General features: G+C 70.2%; 16 protein-coding genes. 2 read left to right on the forward strand and 14 right to left on the reverse strand.

Annotated elements, in window-relative coordinates:
• Nucleotides 1–19 precede the first annotated feature (19 nt).
• Complete coding sequence (glpK, locus tag OQ968_RS16080; RefSeq protein ID WP_324679566.1) at nt 20–1,567, reverse strand: glycerol kinase GlpK; 1,548 nt, start codon at nt 1,565–1,567, stop codon at nt 20–22.
• A gap of 65 nt (nt 1,568–1,632) precedes the next feature.
• Here glpK and OQ968_RS16085 point away from each other — a divergent pair, with 65 nt between their 5' ends.
• Both OQ968_RS16085 and OQ968_RS16090 read left to right on the forward strand, forming a co-directional pair.
• Nucleotides 1,633–3,105 (forward strand): glutamate--cysteine ligase, encoded by a 1,473-nt coding sequence (locus OQ968_RS16085; RefSeq protein ID WP_324679568.1) that lies wholly within the window; start codon nt 1,633–1,635, stop codon nt 3,103–3,105.
• A 20-nt stretch (nt 3,106–3,125) separates the two neighbouring features.
• Entirely contained in the window at nt 3,126–3,809 is a 684-nt protein-coding gene (locus OQ968_RS16090; protein ID WP_324679570.1) for a class I SAM-dependent methyltransferase, read from the forward strand.
• 88 nt (nt 3,810–3,897) lie between these two features.
• Here the strand turns inward: OQ968_RS16090 and egtE are convergent, their stop codons facing one another.
• From egtE to OQ968_RS16155, 13 genes are all read right to left on the reverse strand, one after another.
• On the reverse strand, nt 3,898–5,034 hold the full coding sequence (gene egtE, locus OQ968_RS16095) for an ergothioneine biosynthesis PLP-dependent enzyme EgtE (protein ID WP_324679571.1): 1,137 nt from the start codon (nt 5,032–5,034) through the stop codon (nt 3,898–3,900).
• Nucleotides 5,031–5,996, reverse strand: a complete 966-nt coding sequence (gene egtD, locus OQ968_RS16100; RefSeq protein WP_324679574.1) for an L-histidine N(alpha)-methyltransferase — start codon at nt 5,994–5,996, stop codon at nt 5,031–5,033. The genes egtE and egtD overlap by 4 nt, the downstream gene beginning before the upstream one ends.
• Nucleotides 5,993–6,697, reverse strand: coding sequence for an ergothioneine biosynthesis protein EgtC (gene egtC / locus OQ968_RS16105; RefSeq protein ID WP_324679576.1), 705 nt, complete (start codon nt 6,695–6,697; stop codon nt 5,993–5,995). The genes egtD and egtC overlap by 4 nt, the downstream gene beginning before the upstream one ends.
• Nucleotides 6,697–7,992, reverse strand: coding sequence for an ergothioneine biosynthesis protein EgtB (gene egtB / locus OQ968_RS16110; protein WP_324679577.1), 1,296 nt, complete (start codon nt 7,990–7,992; stop codon nt 6,697–6,699). Before egtB ends, egtC begins: the two co-directional genes overlap by 1 nt.
• A complete protein-coding gene (gene egtA / locus OQ968_RS16115; protein WP_324679580.1) occupies nt 7,989–9,251 on the reverse strand; it encodes an ergothioneine biosynthesis glutamate--cysteine ligase EgtA in 1,263 nt (420 codons plus the stop codon). Before egtA ends, egtB begins: the two co-directional genes overlap by 4 nt.
• 113 nt (nt 9,252–9,364) lie before the next feature.
• Nucleotides 9,365–10,012 (reverse strand): sensor domain-containing protein, encoded by a 648-nt coding sequence (locus OQ968_RS16120; protein ID WP_324679583.1) that lies wholly within the window; start codon nt 10,010–10,012, stop codon nt 9,365–9,367.
• Between the two features lie 19 nt (nt 10,013–10,031).
• Nucleotides 10,032–10,460: an organic hydroperoxide resistance protein gene (locus OQ968_RS16125; protein WP_324679585.1), complete on the reverse strand. Its 429-nt coding sequence runs from the start codon at nt 10,458–10,460 to the stop codon at nt 10,032–10,034.
• A gap of 58 nt (nt 10,461–10,518) precedes the next feature.
• Entirely contained in the window at nt 10,519–10,962 is a 444-nt protein-coding gene (locus OQ968_RS16130) for a hypothetical protein (protein ID WP_324679587.1), read from the reverse strand.
• 155 nt (nt 10,963–11,117) lie between these two features.
• Nucleotides 11,118–11,489 (reverse strand): hypothetical protein, encoded by a 372-nt coding sequence (locus tag OQ968_RS16135; RefSeq protein WP_420715928.1) that lies wholly within the window; start codon nt 11,487–11,489, stop codon nt 11,118–11,120.
• A 94-nt stretch (nt 11,490–11,583) separates the two neighbouring features.
• Nucleotides 11,584–12,540, reverse strand: coding sequence for a carbon-nitrogen hydrolase family protein (locus OQ968_RS16140; protein WP_324679588.1), 957 nt, complete (start codon nt 12,538–12,540; stop codon nt 11,584–11,586).
• A gap of 88 nt (nt 12,541–12,628) precedes the next feature.
• Nucleotides 12,629–13,723 (reverse strand): DUF4185 domain-containing protein, encoded by a 1,095-nt coding sequence (locus tag OQ968_RS16145; RefSeq protein ID WP_420715936.1) that lies wholly within the window; start codon nt 13,721–13,723, stop codon nt 12,629–12,631.
• 61 nt (nt 13,724–13,784) lie between these two features.
• The gene (locus tag OQ968_RS16150; RefSeq protein WP_324679594.1) at nt 13,785–14,819 is read right to left on the reverse strand and encodes an aspartate-semialdehyde dehydrogenase; all 1,035 of its coding nucleotides are present in this window, start codon (nt 14,817–14,819) and stop codon (nt 13,785–13,787) included.
• Entirely contained in the window at nt 14,820–16,085 is a 1,266-nt protein-coding gene (locus tag OQ968_RS16155) for an aspartate kinase (RefSeq protein ID WP_324679596.1), read from the reverse strand.
• Nucleotides 16,086–16,195 lie beyond the last annotated feature (110 nt).

Consider the following 16,195-nt stretch of genomic DNA (forward strand, 5'->3'; position numbering starts at 1 on the left):
CACGCTCGCGGCCAAAAGGTCAGGTCACGTCCACCCAATCCAGGGTTCGCTGCACGGCCTTGCGCCAGCCCGCATACCCGGCGGCGCGCTGCTCGTCGCTCCACGCCGGCGTCCACCGCTTGTCCTCCCGCCAGTTGGCCCGCAGGTCGGACGGATCGGCCCAGAACCCGACGGCCAGGCCCGCCGCGTAGGCGGCGCCCAGCGCGGTCGTCTCGGCGACCACCGGCCGCACCACGTCCACACCGAGCACATCGGCCTGAATCTGCATGCACAGCTCGTTGCGGGTGATGCCACCGTCGACCTTCAAAACCTCAAGGCGCACACCGGAATCCGCTCTCATCGCGTCGACCACGTCGCGGCTCTGGTAGCAGATCGCCTCCAGCGTCGCGCGGGCCAGGTGCGCGTTCGTGTTGAACCGGGACAGCCCCACGATCGCGCCGCGCGCATCGGATCGCCAGTACGGCGCGAACAAGCCGGAAAACGCCGGCACGAAATATACCCCGCCGTTGTCGGGAACCTGCCGGGCCAAGGACTCGCTCTGGGCCGCGCCGCTGATGATGCCCAGCTGATCGCGCAGCCACTGCACGGCCGATCCGGTCACCGCGATCGAACCCTCGAGCGCGTAAACGGGTTTGGCGTTGCCGAACTGGTAGCACACCGTGGTCAGCAGGCCGTTTTTCGACCGGACGATCGTCTCGCCGGTGTTCAGCAGCAGGAAATTGCCCGTGCCGTAGGTGTTTTTGGCCTCGCCCGCGGCCAGGCACACCTGACCGACCATCGCCGCGTGCTGGTCACCGAGGACCCCCGTGATCGGCACCTCGCCCCCGACGGGCCCGGTCTCGGTGGTCACACCGTACGGCTGCGGCGACGACGACGGCGCGATCGCCGGCAGCATCCGCCGGGGAATGGAGAAGAAGGACAACAGCTCGTCGTCCCAGTCCAACGTCTCCAGGTCCATCAGCATGGTGCGGCTGGCGTTGGTGACGTCGGTGACGTGCACACCGCCGCGCGGGCCGCCGGTCAGGTTCCACAGCACCCAGGTGTCGGCGGTGCCGAAGAGCGCGTCACCGCGCTCAGCGGCCTCGCGCACCCCGTCGACGTTCTCCAGGATCCACTGCAGCTTCCCGCCGGAGAAATAGGTCGCCGGCGGCAGGCCGGCCCGGCGCCGGATCACGTCGCCGCGCCCGTCGCGGTCCAGTGCCGACGCGATCCGGTCGGTGCGGGTGTCCTGCCAGACGATCGCGTTGTAGTACGGCCGCCCGGTGCGCCGGTTCCACACCAGCGTGGTCTCGCGCTGGTTCGTGATTCCCAGGGCCGCAATGTCTTCCGGTGCCAGGTTGGCGCGGTTGAGCACCGATGTCAGCACCGACGACGTGCGCTCCCAGATCTCGACCGGGTCGTGCTCGACCCAGCCGGCGCGCGGCAGGATCTGCTCGTGCTCGAGCTGGTGACGGGCGACCTCGGCCCCGGCGTGGTCGAAGACCATGCAGCGGGTGCTGGTGGTGCCCTGGTCTATGGCGGCGACGAAGTCGGCCAACTGCTCTCCTTCAACGTTCTGTCCTGTCATCGTCCATGATGGTCTACCGCCCGTCGCGCTTGCGCTAGCGCCGGTAAACCTGTTCCATCGGCTTTGTGGGCGAAGAGGTCAAGCGCACCGCCTATGACCGCGCACAGCGCAGTGAATACCGGCGCAAGGTGCAGCTGTGTGTGGACGTCTTCGAGACGATGCTCACGCGGTCGCACTTCGAGTCCGAGCGGCCGCTCACCGGCATGGAGATCGAATGCAACCTCGTCGATGCCGACTACCAGCCCGCCATGTCGAATCGGTATGTGCTGGACGCCATCGCCGACCCGGCCTATCAATCCGAATTGGGCGCCTACAACATCGAATTCAACGTGCCGCCCCGGCCGCTGCCCGGACATACCGCCCTGGATCTGGAGGCCGAGGTGCGGGCCAGCCTGAACGACGCGGAGACCAAGGCCAGTTCCGGCGGCGCCCACATCGTGATGATCGGCATCCTGCCGACGCTGATGCCCGAACACCTCGAGCACGGCTGGATGAGCGAGTCGAGCCGTTACGCCGCGCTCAACGAGTCGATCTTCAGCGCGCGCGGCGAGGACATCCAGATCGACATCGCCGGCCCGGAGCCGTTGAGCTGGCGGACCACCACCATCGCGCCCGAATCCGCTTGCACCAGCACGCAATTGCATCTGCAACTCGCCCCGGCGGAGTTCGCCGCCAACTGGAACGCCGCACAGGTGCTGGCCGGTCCGCAGCTGGCCCTGGGCGCGAATTCGCCCTACTTCTTCGGCCACGAGCTGTGGGCGGAGACCCGGATCGAAGTGTTCACGCAATCCACCGACACCCGGCCCGAGGAGCTGACCTCTCAGGGGGTGCGGCCGCGCGTGTGGTTCGGCGAACGGTGGATCACCTCGATCCTCGACCTGTTCAAGGAGAACATCCGCTACTTCCCGGCCCTGCTGCCCGAGTTGTCCGACGAGGATCCGGTCGCCGAGCTGGCCGCCGGACGCATTCCCGCGCTGCACGAATTGCGCCTGCACAACGGAACCGTGTACCGGTGGAACCGGCCGGTGTACGACGTCGTCGACGGGCGCCCGCACGTGCGGCTGGAGAATCGCGTGCTGCCGGCCGGTCCGACCGTCGTCGACATGCTGGCGAATTCGGCCTTCTACTACGGCATGCTGCGCAGCCTGTCCGAGGCCGACGACCCGCTGTGGAGCAGGATGAGTTTCACTGCGGCACAAAGCAATTTCGTCGCGGCGGCCCGGCACGGCATTCAGGCGCGGTTACGGTGGCCGGGCCTGGGCCAGGTGGCGGCCCGGGAATTGGTGTTGCGCACGCTGCTCCCGATCGCCGACGACGGACTGCGCCGCTGGGGCGTCGACGCCGAGGTCCGCGATCGGTTCCTGAGCGTGATCGAGGGCCGCGCGACGACCGGCCGCAACGGCGCGAGCTGGCAGGTGTCCACGGTGCGGGCGCTGCAGGATGGTGGGATGACGCGGCCGGCGGCGCTGGCCGAGATGCTGCGCCGGTATTGCGAGCACATGCACGCCAACGAGCCGGTGCACACCTGGCCGACGTAGGCGCGGGTACCTTGGGGACCATGTCGCCCGAAATCATGGACTGGGACAGCGCATACCGCGAGCAGGGCGCTTTCGAAGGTCCGCCGCCGTGGAACATCGGTGAGCCGCAGCCGGAGCTGGCGGCGCTGATGGACGCCGGCAAATTCCGTAGCGACGTGCTGGACGCCGGGTGCGGGTACGCCGAGCTGTCGCTGGCGCTGGCCGAGCGGGGCTACACGGTGGTCGGCATCGATATCACGCCCACCGCCGTCGCGGCGGCCACCAGGGCGGCCGAGGAACGCGGCCTGAGCACGGCCAGCTTCGTGCAGGCCGACATCACGTCGTTCACCGGTTACGACGACCGGTTCGCCACCGTGGTCGACAGCACGCTGTTTCACTCGCTGCCCGTCGAGGGCCGCGACGGCTACCTGCGCTCGATATACCGCGCCGCGGCCCCAGGCGCCGGCTATTTCGTGCTGGTGTTCGCCAAGAGCGCGTTCCCCGCCGAGATGGAAACGAAGCCCAACGAGGTCGACGAGGACGAGCTGCGCGCCGCGGTGAGCAAGTACTGGGAGATCGACGCGATTCGGCCCGCCCACATCCACGCCAACATTCCGACGAATCTTCCCACCGACGCGCCGTTCGAGTTTCCGCCGCACGAGCGCGACGAGAAGGGCCGGATGAAGTTTCCCGCCTACCTGCTCACGGCGCACAAGGCCGGCTGACGGGCTACGCGTACGCGTCGAAATTCACGCTACCGCGAACTCTTCTCGCACTTCTTCGCGCTAACGTCGGTCTCGGCGTCAACAGGCCTCAAGCAGACAAGGCCGCCGTCGCCGCGGCCAGCGCCTCGGCGAACATCGCCAGGTCCTCGGCCGTCGTGTCCGCGTGCGGCGAGATCCGCAGCAGCGGCCCGGACAGCTCCAGCGGCGCCCGCCCGACCCCGACGTAGGTGGTCAGGATGCGCCGTTCGGCGAGCAGCCATGCCCGCACGGCCTGCGGGTCGGCGCCGCCGACCGGCGCCAAAGTGGTGATGGCACTGGGCTCTTCGACCTCTTCCATAACCGCCCACCCGGCCACGTCGGCCAGCGCGGTGCGGCTGGTCGCGCCCAACTCGGCCAGGCGCGCCCGCACCGCCTCGGGCCCGCACGCCAGATGTTCGCCCAGCGCCACCGAAAACCCAACCCGCGCAGCCACATTCGCCTCACCGAACTCGAGCTGCTGCGCCACCGGCGCGCCCGCGGCCCACTCCGGCGCGGCCAGCCTCGGGCGCAACCGCTCCATCAGGTCGGGGCGCACCGCCAGCGCCCCCACCCCCCGGGGCCCGGCGATCCACTTGCGCGACGAGGAATACGTGGCGTCGGCACCCACCGCGCAGTCCACCTGACCGAGCGCCTGCGCGGCATCCACGACCAGCGGCAGGCCCAATTCGGCGCAGAGTTTCGCGACCATCGCCGTCGGCTGCACGACACCGCTGTGGCTGGCCACCGTGGTCAGGTGCACGAAATCGGGCGGGTCGGCCTCGAGGGCGAGCGCCGCGTCGTCGAGCGCCACCCGTCCATCCTCGAGGGTCGGCAGCAGCCGGCGCTCGAACCCGTGGATTTGCATCAGCGCCAGGTTGGGGCCGTATTCGCCGGGCAGGCAGGCCACGGTGCGGCGGTCGGCCGGCCAGCCGCCCAGCAGTAGATCCAGCGCGTTCAGGGAGCCGGTGGTGTACACCACCTGGGCGTCGGGCATCCCACTCAGCGCGGCGAACGCGGCGCGCCCGGCGTCGAGCACCGGCGCGGCGGCCTCGGCGGCGACATACCCGCCGACTTCGGCCTCGTGGCGCGCGTGCCGGGCGGTCGCGTCGATCACCGCGAAACTCTGGCGCGAACACGCCGCACTGTCCAGGTGCAGCCCGGCCGCCGGCGGGCGGGCCTCCCGCCATCGGTCGGCCAGCGCGCTCACTTGACCGCTAGCGACAGCCCGAAGTCGCCCGCATCGTCGGTCCACCAACCGATGCGGCGCAGTCCCGCGCCGGCCAACTCGGCGTTGACGCCCTCCGGGTGGAACTTGCACGACACCTCGGTGAGCATCTCCTCGCCGGCCGCGAAGTCGACGGTCAGCCCGAGCGCGCCGACGCGCACCCGCTGCCGGCGATCGGCCCGCAACCACATCTCGATGCGTTCCTCGCCCGCGTTCCAGCGGGCCACGTGCCGGTAGGCGTCGACGTCGAAATCGGCGCCGAGTTCCCGGTTGATCACGGCCAGCACATTGCGATTGAACGCCGCCGTCACCCCGGCGGCGTCGTCGTAGGCGCGCACCAGCCGCCCGGTGTCCTTGACCAGGTCGGTGCCCAGCAACAGGCTGTCCCCGGGCCGCATCACGCCGGACAGGGTCGCGAGAAAATCCGCGCGCGGCCCCGGTGTGAGGTTGCCGATCGTCGACCCGAGGAAGGCGAACAGGCGCCGGCCCCCGCCGGGGATCTCGGTCAGGTGTTCCTCGAAATCGCCGCAGACGGCCTTGATCTCGACACCCTCGTACTCGCTCTGGATGGCGGTCGCCGCGGTGGACAGGATGCCGGCGTCGACGTCGAACGGCACGAACCTGCGCAGCGACCCGCGGTTGTGCAGGGCGTCCAGCAGCATCCGGGTCTTCTCCGACGTGCCGCTGCCCAGTTCGACCAAGGTGTCGGCCTCGCTGGCCGCCGCGATCTCGGCGGACCGGGCGCGCAGGATCTCGGCCTCGGCGCGCGTGGGGTAGTACTCGGGCAGCCGGGTGATCCGGTCGAACAGCTCACTGCCCACCGAATCGTAAAACCACTTGGGCGGCAACGACTTCGGTGTGCCGCGCAGGCCCTCGGACACGTCGCGGCGCAGTGCCCGATGCGCCGAGTCGGCGGCGAGGTGATTGTCCAGCGACAGCGTCATCGAGGTCCTCTCGGCGAGTGGTCCAGCGGGGTCGTCGTGACACCCTGCGCGGTGACCTCGACCAGGTGGCGATCCGGCACGTCCTCCCAGTCGGGGTCGTCGTCGTACGGTTCGCTGGCCAGCACCACGCCGTCGGGGCGGCGCAGGATGGACAGCGTGTCGCCCCAGGCCGTGGCGAGCAGCCGAGACCCGTTGACGGCCAATATGTTCAGCCTGGCGATGGGGTCGGCCGTCCCGATCTCGACGATGGTGTCGCCCAGCGCGTCGAGTCCGCGCTCGAAAATCACGGCCGCGAGTATCGCGCTGTCGCAGACGGATTCGGCCGACGACGTCGCCGGCAGCACGGCGCGGTCGACCACGCCGTTGTGCGACAACAGCCAGCGGCCGTCGGTGAACGGCGCCGCCGCGCTGACCTCGATGGGCATGCCGACCGTCGCCGAGCGCACCGCGGCCACCACGCAGCGGCTGCGCAGCGCCGGCGCCACCGAATCGAACGAGGTGTCCCCCCACAGCGGCGCGGCGCTGCGCCAGCGCCGCGGCGTGTCGCCGTCGAAGAACCCGACGCCCCAGCCGTCGGCGTTCAGCAGGCCGTGCTTTTGCCGGCGCGGCGCATAGGACTGCACCCGCAGCCCGTACGGCGGGTCCAGCACCAGCGAGGCGACCGTGACGTCGGCCCCGAGCCAGCCGAGGTGGCGGCACATCAGGCGCCCTCCTCGACGGACCAGGCCAACCGGACCCCGCAGAAGATCTGGCGGCGGAACGGGTGATCCCAGTTGCGGAAACTGGGCCGCAGGATGGACGGCTCCACCGCCCACGATCCGCCCCGCAGCACCCGGTAGTCACGAAAGAAGAACGGCTGGGAGTACCGCTCGTAGATCATCGGGACGAACCCCGGCCAGGGCCGCAGCGGCGAGGTGGTCCACTCCCAGACGTCGCCGAGCATCTGCTCGACCCCGTAGGCCGAGGCGCCGGCGGGGTAGGCGCCGACGGGCGCCGGGCGCAGCGCCGCGCCGCCCAGGTTGACGAGCGCATCCGACGGGTCCTGCTCCCCCCACGGGTAGCGGCGCCTGCCGCCCGTCGCCGGATCCCACGCGCAGGCCTTCTCCCATTCCGTCTCGGTGGGCAACCGGGCACCGGCCCACGCCGCGTAGGCCTCGGCCTCGAAAAAGCTGACGTGCTGCACCGGCTCGTCGTCGGGAATCTCCTCGACGCGGCCGAACCGGGTACGCGTTCGCCCGTCGGCGCTCCAGAATTGCGGCGCGGTCAGGCCGGCGCGCCGGCGGTGCTGCCAGCCGCGCGCCGACCACCAGCGCGAGCGGTGGTAGCCGCCGTCGTCGACGAAGTGCCGCCACTCGCCGTTGGTGACCGGAACCCGGCCGATCCGGAACGCCGGCACGTCGACGACGTGGGCGGGACGTTCGTTGTCCAGCGAATAGGGTTCGGCGGCGGCGTCCACGCCCTGCACGAACGCGCCGCCGGGCACCAGCACCGACGTCCCGGCCACGCCCGGACGGCCCGCGGGCAGGGCGCGCCCGTCGGGCAACAGCGGCGCGCCGGTGCGCAGGTTCAGGGCCTGCAGCATGGTTTCGTCGTGCTGGTTTTCGTGGCTGACCACCATCGCGTACGTGAACGCGGCGTCGTCGTGGTCGTCGGGCAGGGCATCCAACGCGTCCAGCGCGGCGGATCGCACTGTGCGGCAATATGATCGGGCCCGCTCCGGGGACAGCAGCGGCAGGTCGGCGCGGCTTGCGCGGGAGTGTTCGAACGCGTCGTAGAGGCCCTCCACCGCGGGGGGCAGCATCCCGGGCCGGCGCGGGTCGCCGCCGCGCAACAGCCACAGCTCCTCCTGCTGGCCGATGTGCGCCAGGTCCCACACCAGCGGGCTCATCAACGGGTCGTACTGGCGACACAGCTCGGCGTCGTCGAAGTCGGTCAGGCGCAGCGTCCGGGTCCGCGCCCGCGCCAGATCGTCGGCAAGCCGTTCCCGGGAAGTCACGGCCCCCCTCGCGCCAAGTGCGCGACCGTGGCGGCGATGCCGTGCTCGATCACGCGGTCGGAGAACTCGTCGCCGGGACATCGGCCCCGCTCGACGCAGCCGATCAACCGCTGCATCGCGTCGGTCAGCTCGGCGGGCGCCTGCTCGGCGGCGGCGGCCACGCACCGATTGGCCGCCTCGTACAGCCGCCGATCGCGCAGACCGGCCTGGGCCGCGGTGTCCCACGCGGTGGCGACCGGTTCGACGGCCTCGGCGGCGACGCCGGCGGCGACCGGGTGGTCGAGCAGGGTCACCAGGGTGAACACCACGGCGGGCCAGAAGGCGTCGGGCACGCTGTCGAGGTAGCGGATTTCCAGCCACCGCCTCGGGCGTACCGGCGGGAACAGGGTGGTCAGGTGGTATTCCAGGTCGGCGATCGTGGGGCGGCGATCGCCGAGCAGCACCCGGCCGTCCACCCAGTCGGCGAACGGCACCCAGTGCGTGACGGCCACCGCGTCGGGGCTGTGCACCAACATCACCGGCGCCTTCAGGGCGTACCGCGCCCAGTCGGTGCCGGGGTCGTCGCCGCTGACACCGAGGATGGGCCCGCAGCGGGCCGAGTCCATCTGGCCCCACACGCGCTGCCGGGACGAGACCCAGCCGGTGAACTCGCCGCCCAGCATCGGTGAATTCGCCGCGATCGCGATCATCGTCGGCCCCAGGGCGTGCGCGAGCCGCACCCGCGCCGCCCAGCCGTCGCGCGGCCCGGCGTCCACATTCACCTGAATCGACGCGGTGGACGTCATCATCGCCGCGCCCGCCTCCCCGGATTCGCTGGCCGCGAAGAACTGCTCCATCGCGCGGTAACGCGCCCCGGGATTGATGCGCTTGGGCGGCCGCAGCGGATCCGCCCCGAGGAAGACCAGGCCCAGCCCGGCGTCGGCGAAGGCCGACCGCAGCACGGCCTGGTCCCGATTCATGGCGTCGATGGCCGCCAGCGCGCCGTCGGTGGGCGGCCCGGACAGTTCGACGGCGCCGCCCGGTTCCACGGTGACGACGCTCCCGCCCGGCAGGGCCGGCAACGGCTCGAGGACGTCGCTGATCTCCGTCCAGCTCGGCCGTCGGTGGGGATCGGCCGGGTCGTGGCAGTGCCCTTCCACCTCCAGGCCGACGCATCCCAGCGGCGCGTCCACCAGGCAGCCGTCGGCGATGTATTGCGCGGCGGCCGTCGAGCTGGCCATCTCGGCCTCGAGCGCGGCGGAAGCGGCGGCGGACGTCATATCACGATCCCTCCGGGCCCGGCCACATCACCGAGCGCAACGTTGCGCAGCTATCGCGGCGATAGCCACCGTCTCTTCATCTTCCAGATCGCCCCGACATATTCCCGGCCCGTTTATTGACCCAGCGCGTTCTGCATGGCCCCGGCCAGCACGTTGACCGCGGGCCCGGCGTTGCCAGATTGGCAGACCTTGGCCTGCAGCAACACGTTTTCGCGCAGCCGGGTTTGATCGAAGCAGCGACGATCGGTGCCTGCTTCCTGCTTGGTCCAGTTGGCGTCGGTGCCGGTGGCCGGCCCGCCGTCGAACGACCACACCTGGGTGGATCCGTTCTCCAGATGCATCGCGGTGGTCTGCCCCGAGCAACCTACCGTTCGATCCACCACCCGATGGAACGCCCGCGCCGCGGCGTCGTTGTTGGCGAACACCCCGACCGCCTGCCTGACGAGGTGGGTCTGGTCGTTGGCCGCCGTCTGCGCGGTGGCGCCGTTGAACGACGCCAGGTCGGGATCGTTGTACACCTCGGGCAACCCGATGTCCGCCCAGTTGTTGCATTCCGCGACGTCGACCCAAAAGCCCTGGAACGGCTGGGTGAACACCGACTCCCAGCCCATCGGCCCGCCGACGATGTTGCCGACCGATCCCTTGCCCTGGACCGCGTAGGACACCACCCCGGGCTCCGACGGGTGGGCGCTCGCGACCGGGATCGCCAACGCGCCGCCGACGGTCACGCCGATGGTCGCCACCGCGGCGCAGATTCGCATCGCTGGATCCAATGCCGGTCTAGACCTTGGCGGAGACGCCGACGTCGACGTTGCCGCGGGTGGCCTTGGAGTACGGGCAGACGTGATGAGCCTGCTCCATCAGGTCGTTGGCGACGCTTTGTTCGACGCCCGGCAGGTAGCCGACGATCTTGCCGGTCAGCCCGAATCCGCCCTCGGAGTCCTTGCCGAAGCCGATCTCGACGCTGACGTTGGTGGCGTCGTCGAGCGTGACCTTCGACTTGCCGGCCACCAGGCGCAGCGCGCCCAGGAAACAGGCCGCATACCCCGCGGCGAACAACTGCTCGGGGTTGGTGCCCTCGCCGCTGCCGCCCATCGCCTTCGGCGGCCGGGTCTCCAGGTCGATGCGGCCATCGTCTGACTTCACGTGGCCGTCGCGACCGCCGCCGGTCGCAGTGGATTCCGTGGTGTAAACGACTTCAACGGTCATGGGTCTCGATCATGCCAGGACCGCTGCCCGGCGGCGAACGTCGCGGGGGTGACCCCGCCTAGGGGCGCGGGGTGCCCGGCGCGTTCGGGACCGGCGCGGGCGCGCTCGTTGTCGGCGACTCGGCGGGACCACCCGGGCCGCCGGGCGGCATCATCCCCGGACCGCCGGGCGGCATCATCCCCGGACCGCCGGGTGGCATCATCCCCGGCCCGCCGGGTGCATATCCCCACGGTCCGCCCCACGGCCCACCCCGGCCGCCGGGGCCACCGGGGCCGAACATCATGCCGTGATGGTGGTGACGGCAGTGGTAGTCGTAGCCGACGACCGTGACGCCGGCGAAAAACACTGTGGCGAGGATGAAAACGATCCCGGCGACGATCACCACCCACGCGGCGGCCACGAAGACCTTCGGGGGCTTGACCCGCTCGTGGGCCGGCGGTGCCGGCGGCGGCACGGCGGCGGGGGCAGGCGGTTGCGTCGACGGTTCAGGTGTTTCGCTCATGCCTCGATACTTGCAAACGTTGCTGTGAATTGCTCAGCACGTATCGAGAAGGGTGGCCCCGCGCTCGAGCGAGCGCGGGGCCACGTTTTCGGGTTGTCGGCCCGCCGGGGTCCTCCTATCACCCCGTGAGCACGTTGTCGGTCAGGAACTTCCCCCTACGGCGTCCGCGACGGGGCGACGGACGACGGGATCTGGCTCGGGCCCGGCGCGCCGGGGGTCGCGGCGCCCGGTGCACCCGGAGCGCCCGGGGCGTACGCGCCCGGCCCGCCACCCGGACCACCGGGACCGAATCGATGCATCATCGCGTGGTGCTTGTGGTGATGATGGTGGTGGCCGCCGCCGCGGTGTCCGAGCGCCATCCCGGTGAAGAAGATGACCGAGACGATGAACACGATCCCGGCGACGATGGCGACCCACGCCGCGGCGATGAAGACCCGGGGGGTCTTGTATGGCGCTGGTGCTGTCGCAGGCGCCGGTGTAGTTGCGGTTGAGGTCCGCACAGTCGGGTTTTCAGATGTTTCACTCATGAGACAAATGATGCGGGGGTAAACAATGGTTCCCGCTATGCGTTAGTTAAGCACCAGCTATGAGCTGAAACGCCGCGTCAGCTGGCGAAACCGCTCAGACCCCGGCATATCGTCCCGGATTGATTTCGTGGGCTACATGACGGCGGTAGTAGCGCCTACCGTGCAGCCGCTGGTAGTGCCACGTGGCGGTCGGCAGGAGCCCACGGCGATGCAGCCAAAAGCCCTTCGGCGGTTGCGCTTTCGGTGTCCGACGGCCGACGACGACATCGGAGACGACGACGCCGGCGCCCTCGTCGGCGGCGCGGGACGCGAGGACCGTGCCGTCGGCGGCGACGATCATCGTTGCGCCCTCGAATCGGCCGCTGTAATCGATTGGCAGCCAAGGCATCCGGCATCGCAGCGCGCCGGCGTGCGCGGCGTGCAGCACCGGCGCGCCGACGTATCCGGCGAAGGACTCGGCGGCCCGCCACGCGGTTGCGGCGTTGCGGCTTTCCATCCGGCGGAAGACGGACGACGGGCGCCAGCTGGGAATCGACCACCAGCCCGACCCCGTCATGGCCAGGTCAATGCGCCCGCGGAGCCGGTGCACCGTCTGCGTGCGCATGAGCTCCCAGCACACCGCGGCGCCCACGGTGAGCTCGCCCGCGGAGATCACGCCGTCGTCGTGGCCGCCGATGTAGAACGCGTTTTCCCACATGGTCGGCAGGTCCTTGTCGTGGCGGCCCGCCACGCCCTCGGCGGTCACCAGCAAGTAGGCGTTGCGCACGTGCCCGTCGTCGTCCCTGGCCAACAACGACCCGCCGATCATGGCGCCGTGGCGGCGAGCCAGGCCCACCAGCAGTTCGGTGGCGTGGCCATCGGGCGGCAGCGCGGCATCGGCGAGTTCCGGCAGAAAGCCGATGCCGGTGGTGAAGAACTCCGGCAGGGCGATCACGGTCGCGCCGGCGGCCGCGGCCTCGTCGACCAGGGTTTCGACGGCCGCGAGGTTGGCGTCCACGTCGGCGGGGACGGCGTCCAACTGGACGGCGGCAGCACGCAGGCTTGTATCCATACGTCGATGCTCACCCCGCGGGCGCCATGGCAGCAAGGACAATGCTCGGACGATTCGCGCCATCGGGGCGGCACCTCGCCACCCGCCGCTAATCCGGCTTGAACGGGTTGACCGCGAACTGGATGACCCGGTACGGCGCGGCCACCCGCCCGCGGGTGTCCCACTGGCTGACGAAGATACGCAGCTCGTCGAGGGTGGAACCGGGCGAGATGTACCCGCCGTACGGCTGCGCCAGCCGGTTGTCGTACGGCGGCGGCAGGCTTTCCGCCGGCTCCGGCCACTCGTCGTGCTGCACCACCGTCGTCACCGGCGCGGTGCCCAGCGACGTCGGGTCGTTGGCCACGCGGACCTCCATGTTGCCGTTGCCGGAGTTGAAGTACGACAGCACCGCCTTGCCGTCGATCTCGCGGATGCACATCTCGCCCACCTGGTCGGGCCATAGCGGCGTCGGCGGCTTGTTCCACCCGCCATCGGCCGCCCAGCCCTGCCACCGGGACCGGTCGGTGAACGTCTGCGGCGTGGCCCGATACAGAAACACGGGATCCCTGCGGGTGAAGCTGTTGGCGACGATGTACACCCAGCCGCTCGGCGAATCGGGTGTCGGGACCGGGTCGTAGTACCCGCTGATCTGCGTTTGCCGCCCGTTCTGATACGACGCCGCGCGCCGCGACCCGGGGACGGTCTGCCAGCCGGCGCGCGCCGGCTCGGCCGCCACCAACCGCGAGTTCAGCGGCTCCAGGTCGCGCGTCGTCGTCACCATCAGGTAGTTGCGCCGGTTGATCTCCACCACCCCGGCGGGCAGCTGCGAATCCCCCGGCGGCGTCGGATCGGCCAGCAGCGGCCTGTTGATTCCGGTGACGCCGGTGTAGCGGACCCCGGCGGGATCGTCGACCGACGCGGTGTCGACGTGCAGCGCGACCGGCGAGTACCAGCCGCCGAACCCGACGCCCTGACCGGCGAAGCTGTCGCCGCAGACCTGCAACAGCTCGGTGGGGAACGCGACGAAGTCGCACAGGTCGGTGGCGCCGATGCCGTAGTCGCGGGTCGGGGTTCCGGTGCCCGCCGTCGGGCCGATCCGTATCACCTGACCCGGTGCCAGCGGCTGCAGCACGGGCTCGGGCTGTGGTGCCGGCGGATCGGCGTGTGCGGCCGAAAGCGACTGCGGCGCAAGCAAACAGACCATCGACGCGACCAACAGCGAGCACCGCGTGCCGCCGCGAGTATGGGCGGAGCTCACCCGCGGATCATAGTTCGGCGGCGAGCAGCTCGGCGATCTGAATGGTGTTCAGCGCGGCGCCCTTGCGCAGGTTGTCGCCCGAGACGAACAACGCCAGGCCCCGCCCCTCCGGCACGCCGGGATCCCGCCGGATCCGGCCGACCAGTGACTCGTCGACGCCGGCCGCGGCCAGCGGCGTCGGCACATCAACCACCTTGACACCCGGCGCATCATCGAGCAGTTGAAGCGCCCGCTCCGGCGACAACGGCCGCGCGAACTCGGCGTTGATCGACAGCGAGTGCCCCGTGAATACCGGAACCCGCACGCAGGTGCCGCTGACCAAAAGGTCCGGAATTCCCAGGATCTTTCGGCTCTCGTGGCGCAGCTTCTGGTCCTCGTCGGTCTCCCCGGATCCGTCGTCCACCAGCGACCCGGCCAGCGGCACCACGTTGAACGCGATCGGCGCGACGTAGGTCTTGGGCGCGGGGAACTCGAGCGCGCCGCCGTCGTGCACCAACCGCTCGGCGTCGCCGACGACCGCGCGCGCCTGCGTCGCCAGCTCCTCGACACCGGCCAGGCCGCTACCCGACACCGCCTGGTAGCTCGAGACCACCAGGCGCACCAGCTGCGCCTCGTCGTGCAGCACCTTGAGCACCGGCATCGCGGCCATCGTGGTGCAGTTCGGGTTGGCGATGATGCCCTTGGGTCGACGGTGCGCGTCCCGCTCGAAGTTGACCTCCGACACGACCAGTGGCACGTCGGGGTCCTTGCGCCACGCCGACGAGTTGTCGATGACCGTGACCCCGGCCGCGGCGAAGCGCGGCGCCTGCACCAGCGACATCGTCTTGCCGGCGGAGAACAGCGCGATGTCCAGGCCGGACGGGTCGGCGGTGGCGGCGTCCTCGACCTCGATCTCCTGCCCGCGGAACGGCAGCTTGCGGCCCTGCGAGCGGGACGACGCGAAGAACCGCACCGTGGTGGCGGGAAAGTCGCGCTCGTCGAGCAGCCTGCGCATCACCTGGCCCACCTGCCCGGTGGCCCCCACTACCCCGATCGCGACCATCTATCTGCCCGTTCCCGCATACACCGTCGCCGACTCCTCGCCGCCGAGCCCGAACGCCTCGTGCAACGCGACGACGGCCTTGTCCAGTTCGGTGTCCCGGCACAGCACCGAGATGCGGATCTCGGAGGTGGAGATCAGCTCGATGTTGACGCCCACGGCGGCCAGCGTCTCGCAGAACGTCGCCGTCACGCCGGGATGGCTGCGCATGCCCGCCCCGATCAGCGACACCTTGCCGATGTGGTCGTCGTAGAGCAGCTGGCTGAAGCCGATCTCGTCCTTGAGGGCGTCCAGCTTGGCCACCGCCGTCGGCCCGCTGTCGCGGGAGCAGGTGAAGGTGATGTCGGTCTTGCCGTCCTCGATCTTGGAGACGTTCTGCAGCACCATGTCGATGTTCACCTCGGCGTCGGCGACCGCCCGGAACACCCGGGCCGCGTAGCCGGGGATGTCGGGGATGCCGACGACGGTCACCTTGGCCTCGCTGCGGTCGTGCGCGACTCCGGTCAGGATGGGGTCTTCCATGGCTATGTCCTTGATCGATCCGACGACGACGGTGCCCTGATTGTCCGAATACGACGACCGGACGTGCACCGGAATGTTGTAGCGGCGGGCGTATTCCACGCAGCGCAGCATCAAGACCTTGGCGCCGCAGGCCGCCAGTTCGAGCATCTCCTCGAACGTCACCGTGTCGAGCTTGCGGGCGTTTTGCACGATCCGCGGGTCGGCGCTGAAGATGCCGTCGACGTCGGTGTAGATCTCGCAGACGTCGGCGCGCAGCGCCGCGGCCAACGCGACCGCCGTGGTGTCCGAGCCGCCGCGGCCCAGCGTGGTGACGTCCCGGGTGTCCTGGCTGACGCCCTGGAAACCGGCGACCAGGACGATCCGGCCCTCATCGAGGGCCGACTGCAGCCGCGTCGGGGTGACGTCGATGATCTTGGCGTTGCCGTGGGTGCCGGTGGTGATGACGCCGGCCTGCGAGCCGGTGAACGACCGGGCGTGCGCGCCGAGCGACTCGATGGCCATGGCCACCAGCGCGTTGGAGATGCGTTCGCCGGCCGTGAGCAGCATGTCGAGTTCCCGCGGCGGCGGGACCGGGCACACCTGCTGAGCCAGGTCGAGCAGGTCGTCGGTGGTGTCGCCCATGGCCGAGACCACCACGACGACGTCGTTGCCCTGTTTCTTGGTCTCGACGATGCGTTCGGCGACGCGGCGGATCCGGTCGGCGTCGGCCACCGAGGATCCGCCGTACTTTTGCACGACGAGCGCCACTGTTGCTTTTCCTCCAATAAGTCCACAACAGGATACGTGGCGGTGCATCTCGATTTCTCCTGGCGCGAGCGTGCGCGGTTGTACGCCACACGCGGCGTGTTGCCGTACAG

It is taken from the genome of Mycobacterium sp. 663a-19, assembly GCF_035616495.1.
Taxonomy (GTDB): Bacteria; Actinomycetota; Actinomycetes; order Mycobacteriales; family Mycobacteriaceae; genus Mycobacterium.

Bases quoted from the DNA above. Each gene is read 5' to 3' on its own strand.
- glpK (WP_324679566.1), bottom strand. From the start codon at position 1,567: ATGACAGGACAGAACGTTGAAGGAGAGCAGTTGGCCGACTTCGTCGCC.
- OQ968_RS16090 (WP_324679570.1), top strand. From the start codon at position 3,126: ATGTCGCCCGAAATCATGGACTGGGACAGCGCATACCGCGAGCAGGGC.
- egtD (WP_324679574.1), bottom strand. From the start codon at position 5,996: ATGACGCTGTCGCTGGACAATCACCTCGCCGCCGACTCGGCGCATCGG.
- egtC (WP_324679576.1), bottom strand. From the start codon at position 6,697: ATGTGCCGCCACCTCGGCTGGCTCGGGGCCGACGTCACGGTCGCCTCG.
- egtA (WP_324679580.1), bottom strand. From the start codon at position 9,251: ATGACGTCCGCCGCCGCTTCCGCCGCGCTCGAGGCCGAGATGGCCAGC.
- OQ968_RS16120 (WP_324679583.1), bottom strand. From the start codon at position 10,012: ATGCGAATCTGCGCCGCGGTGGCGACCATCGGCGTGACCGTCGGCGGC.
- OQ968_RS16125 (WP_324679585.1), bottom strand. From the start codon at position 10,460: ATGACCGTTGAAGTCGTTTACACCACGGAATCCACTGCGACCGGCGGC.
- OQ968_RS16130 (WP_324679587.1), bottom strand. From the start codon at position 10,962: ATGAGCGAAACACCTGAACCGTCGACGCAACCGCCTGCCCCCGCCGCC.
- OQ968_RS16135 (WP_420715928.1), bottom strand. From the start codon at position 11,489: ATGAGTGAAACATCTGAAAACCCGACTGTGCGGACCTCAACCGCAACT.
- OQ968_RS16140 (WP_324679588.1), bottom strand. From the start codon at position 12,540: ATGGATACAAGCCTGCGTGCTGCCGCCGTCCAGTTGGACGCCGTCCCC.
- OQ968_RS16145 (WP_420715936.1), bottom strand. From the start codon at position 13,723: ATGGTCTGTTTGCTTGCGCCGCAGTCGCTTTCGGCCGCACACGCCGAT.
- OQ968_RS16150 (WP_324679594.1), bottom strand. From the start codon at position 14,819: ATGGTCGCGATCGGGGTAGTGGGGGCCACCGGGCAGGTGGGCCAGGTG.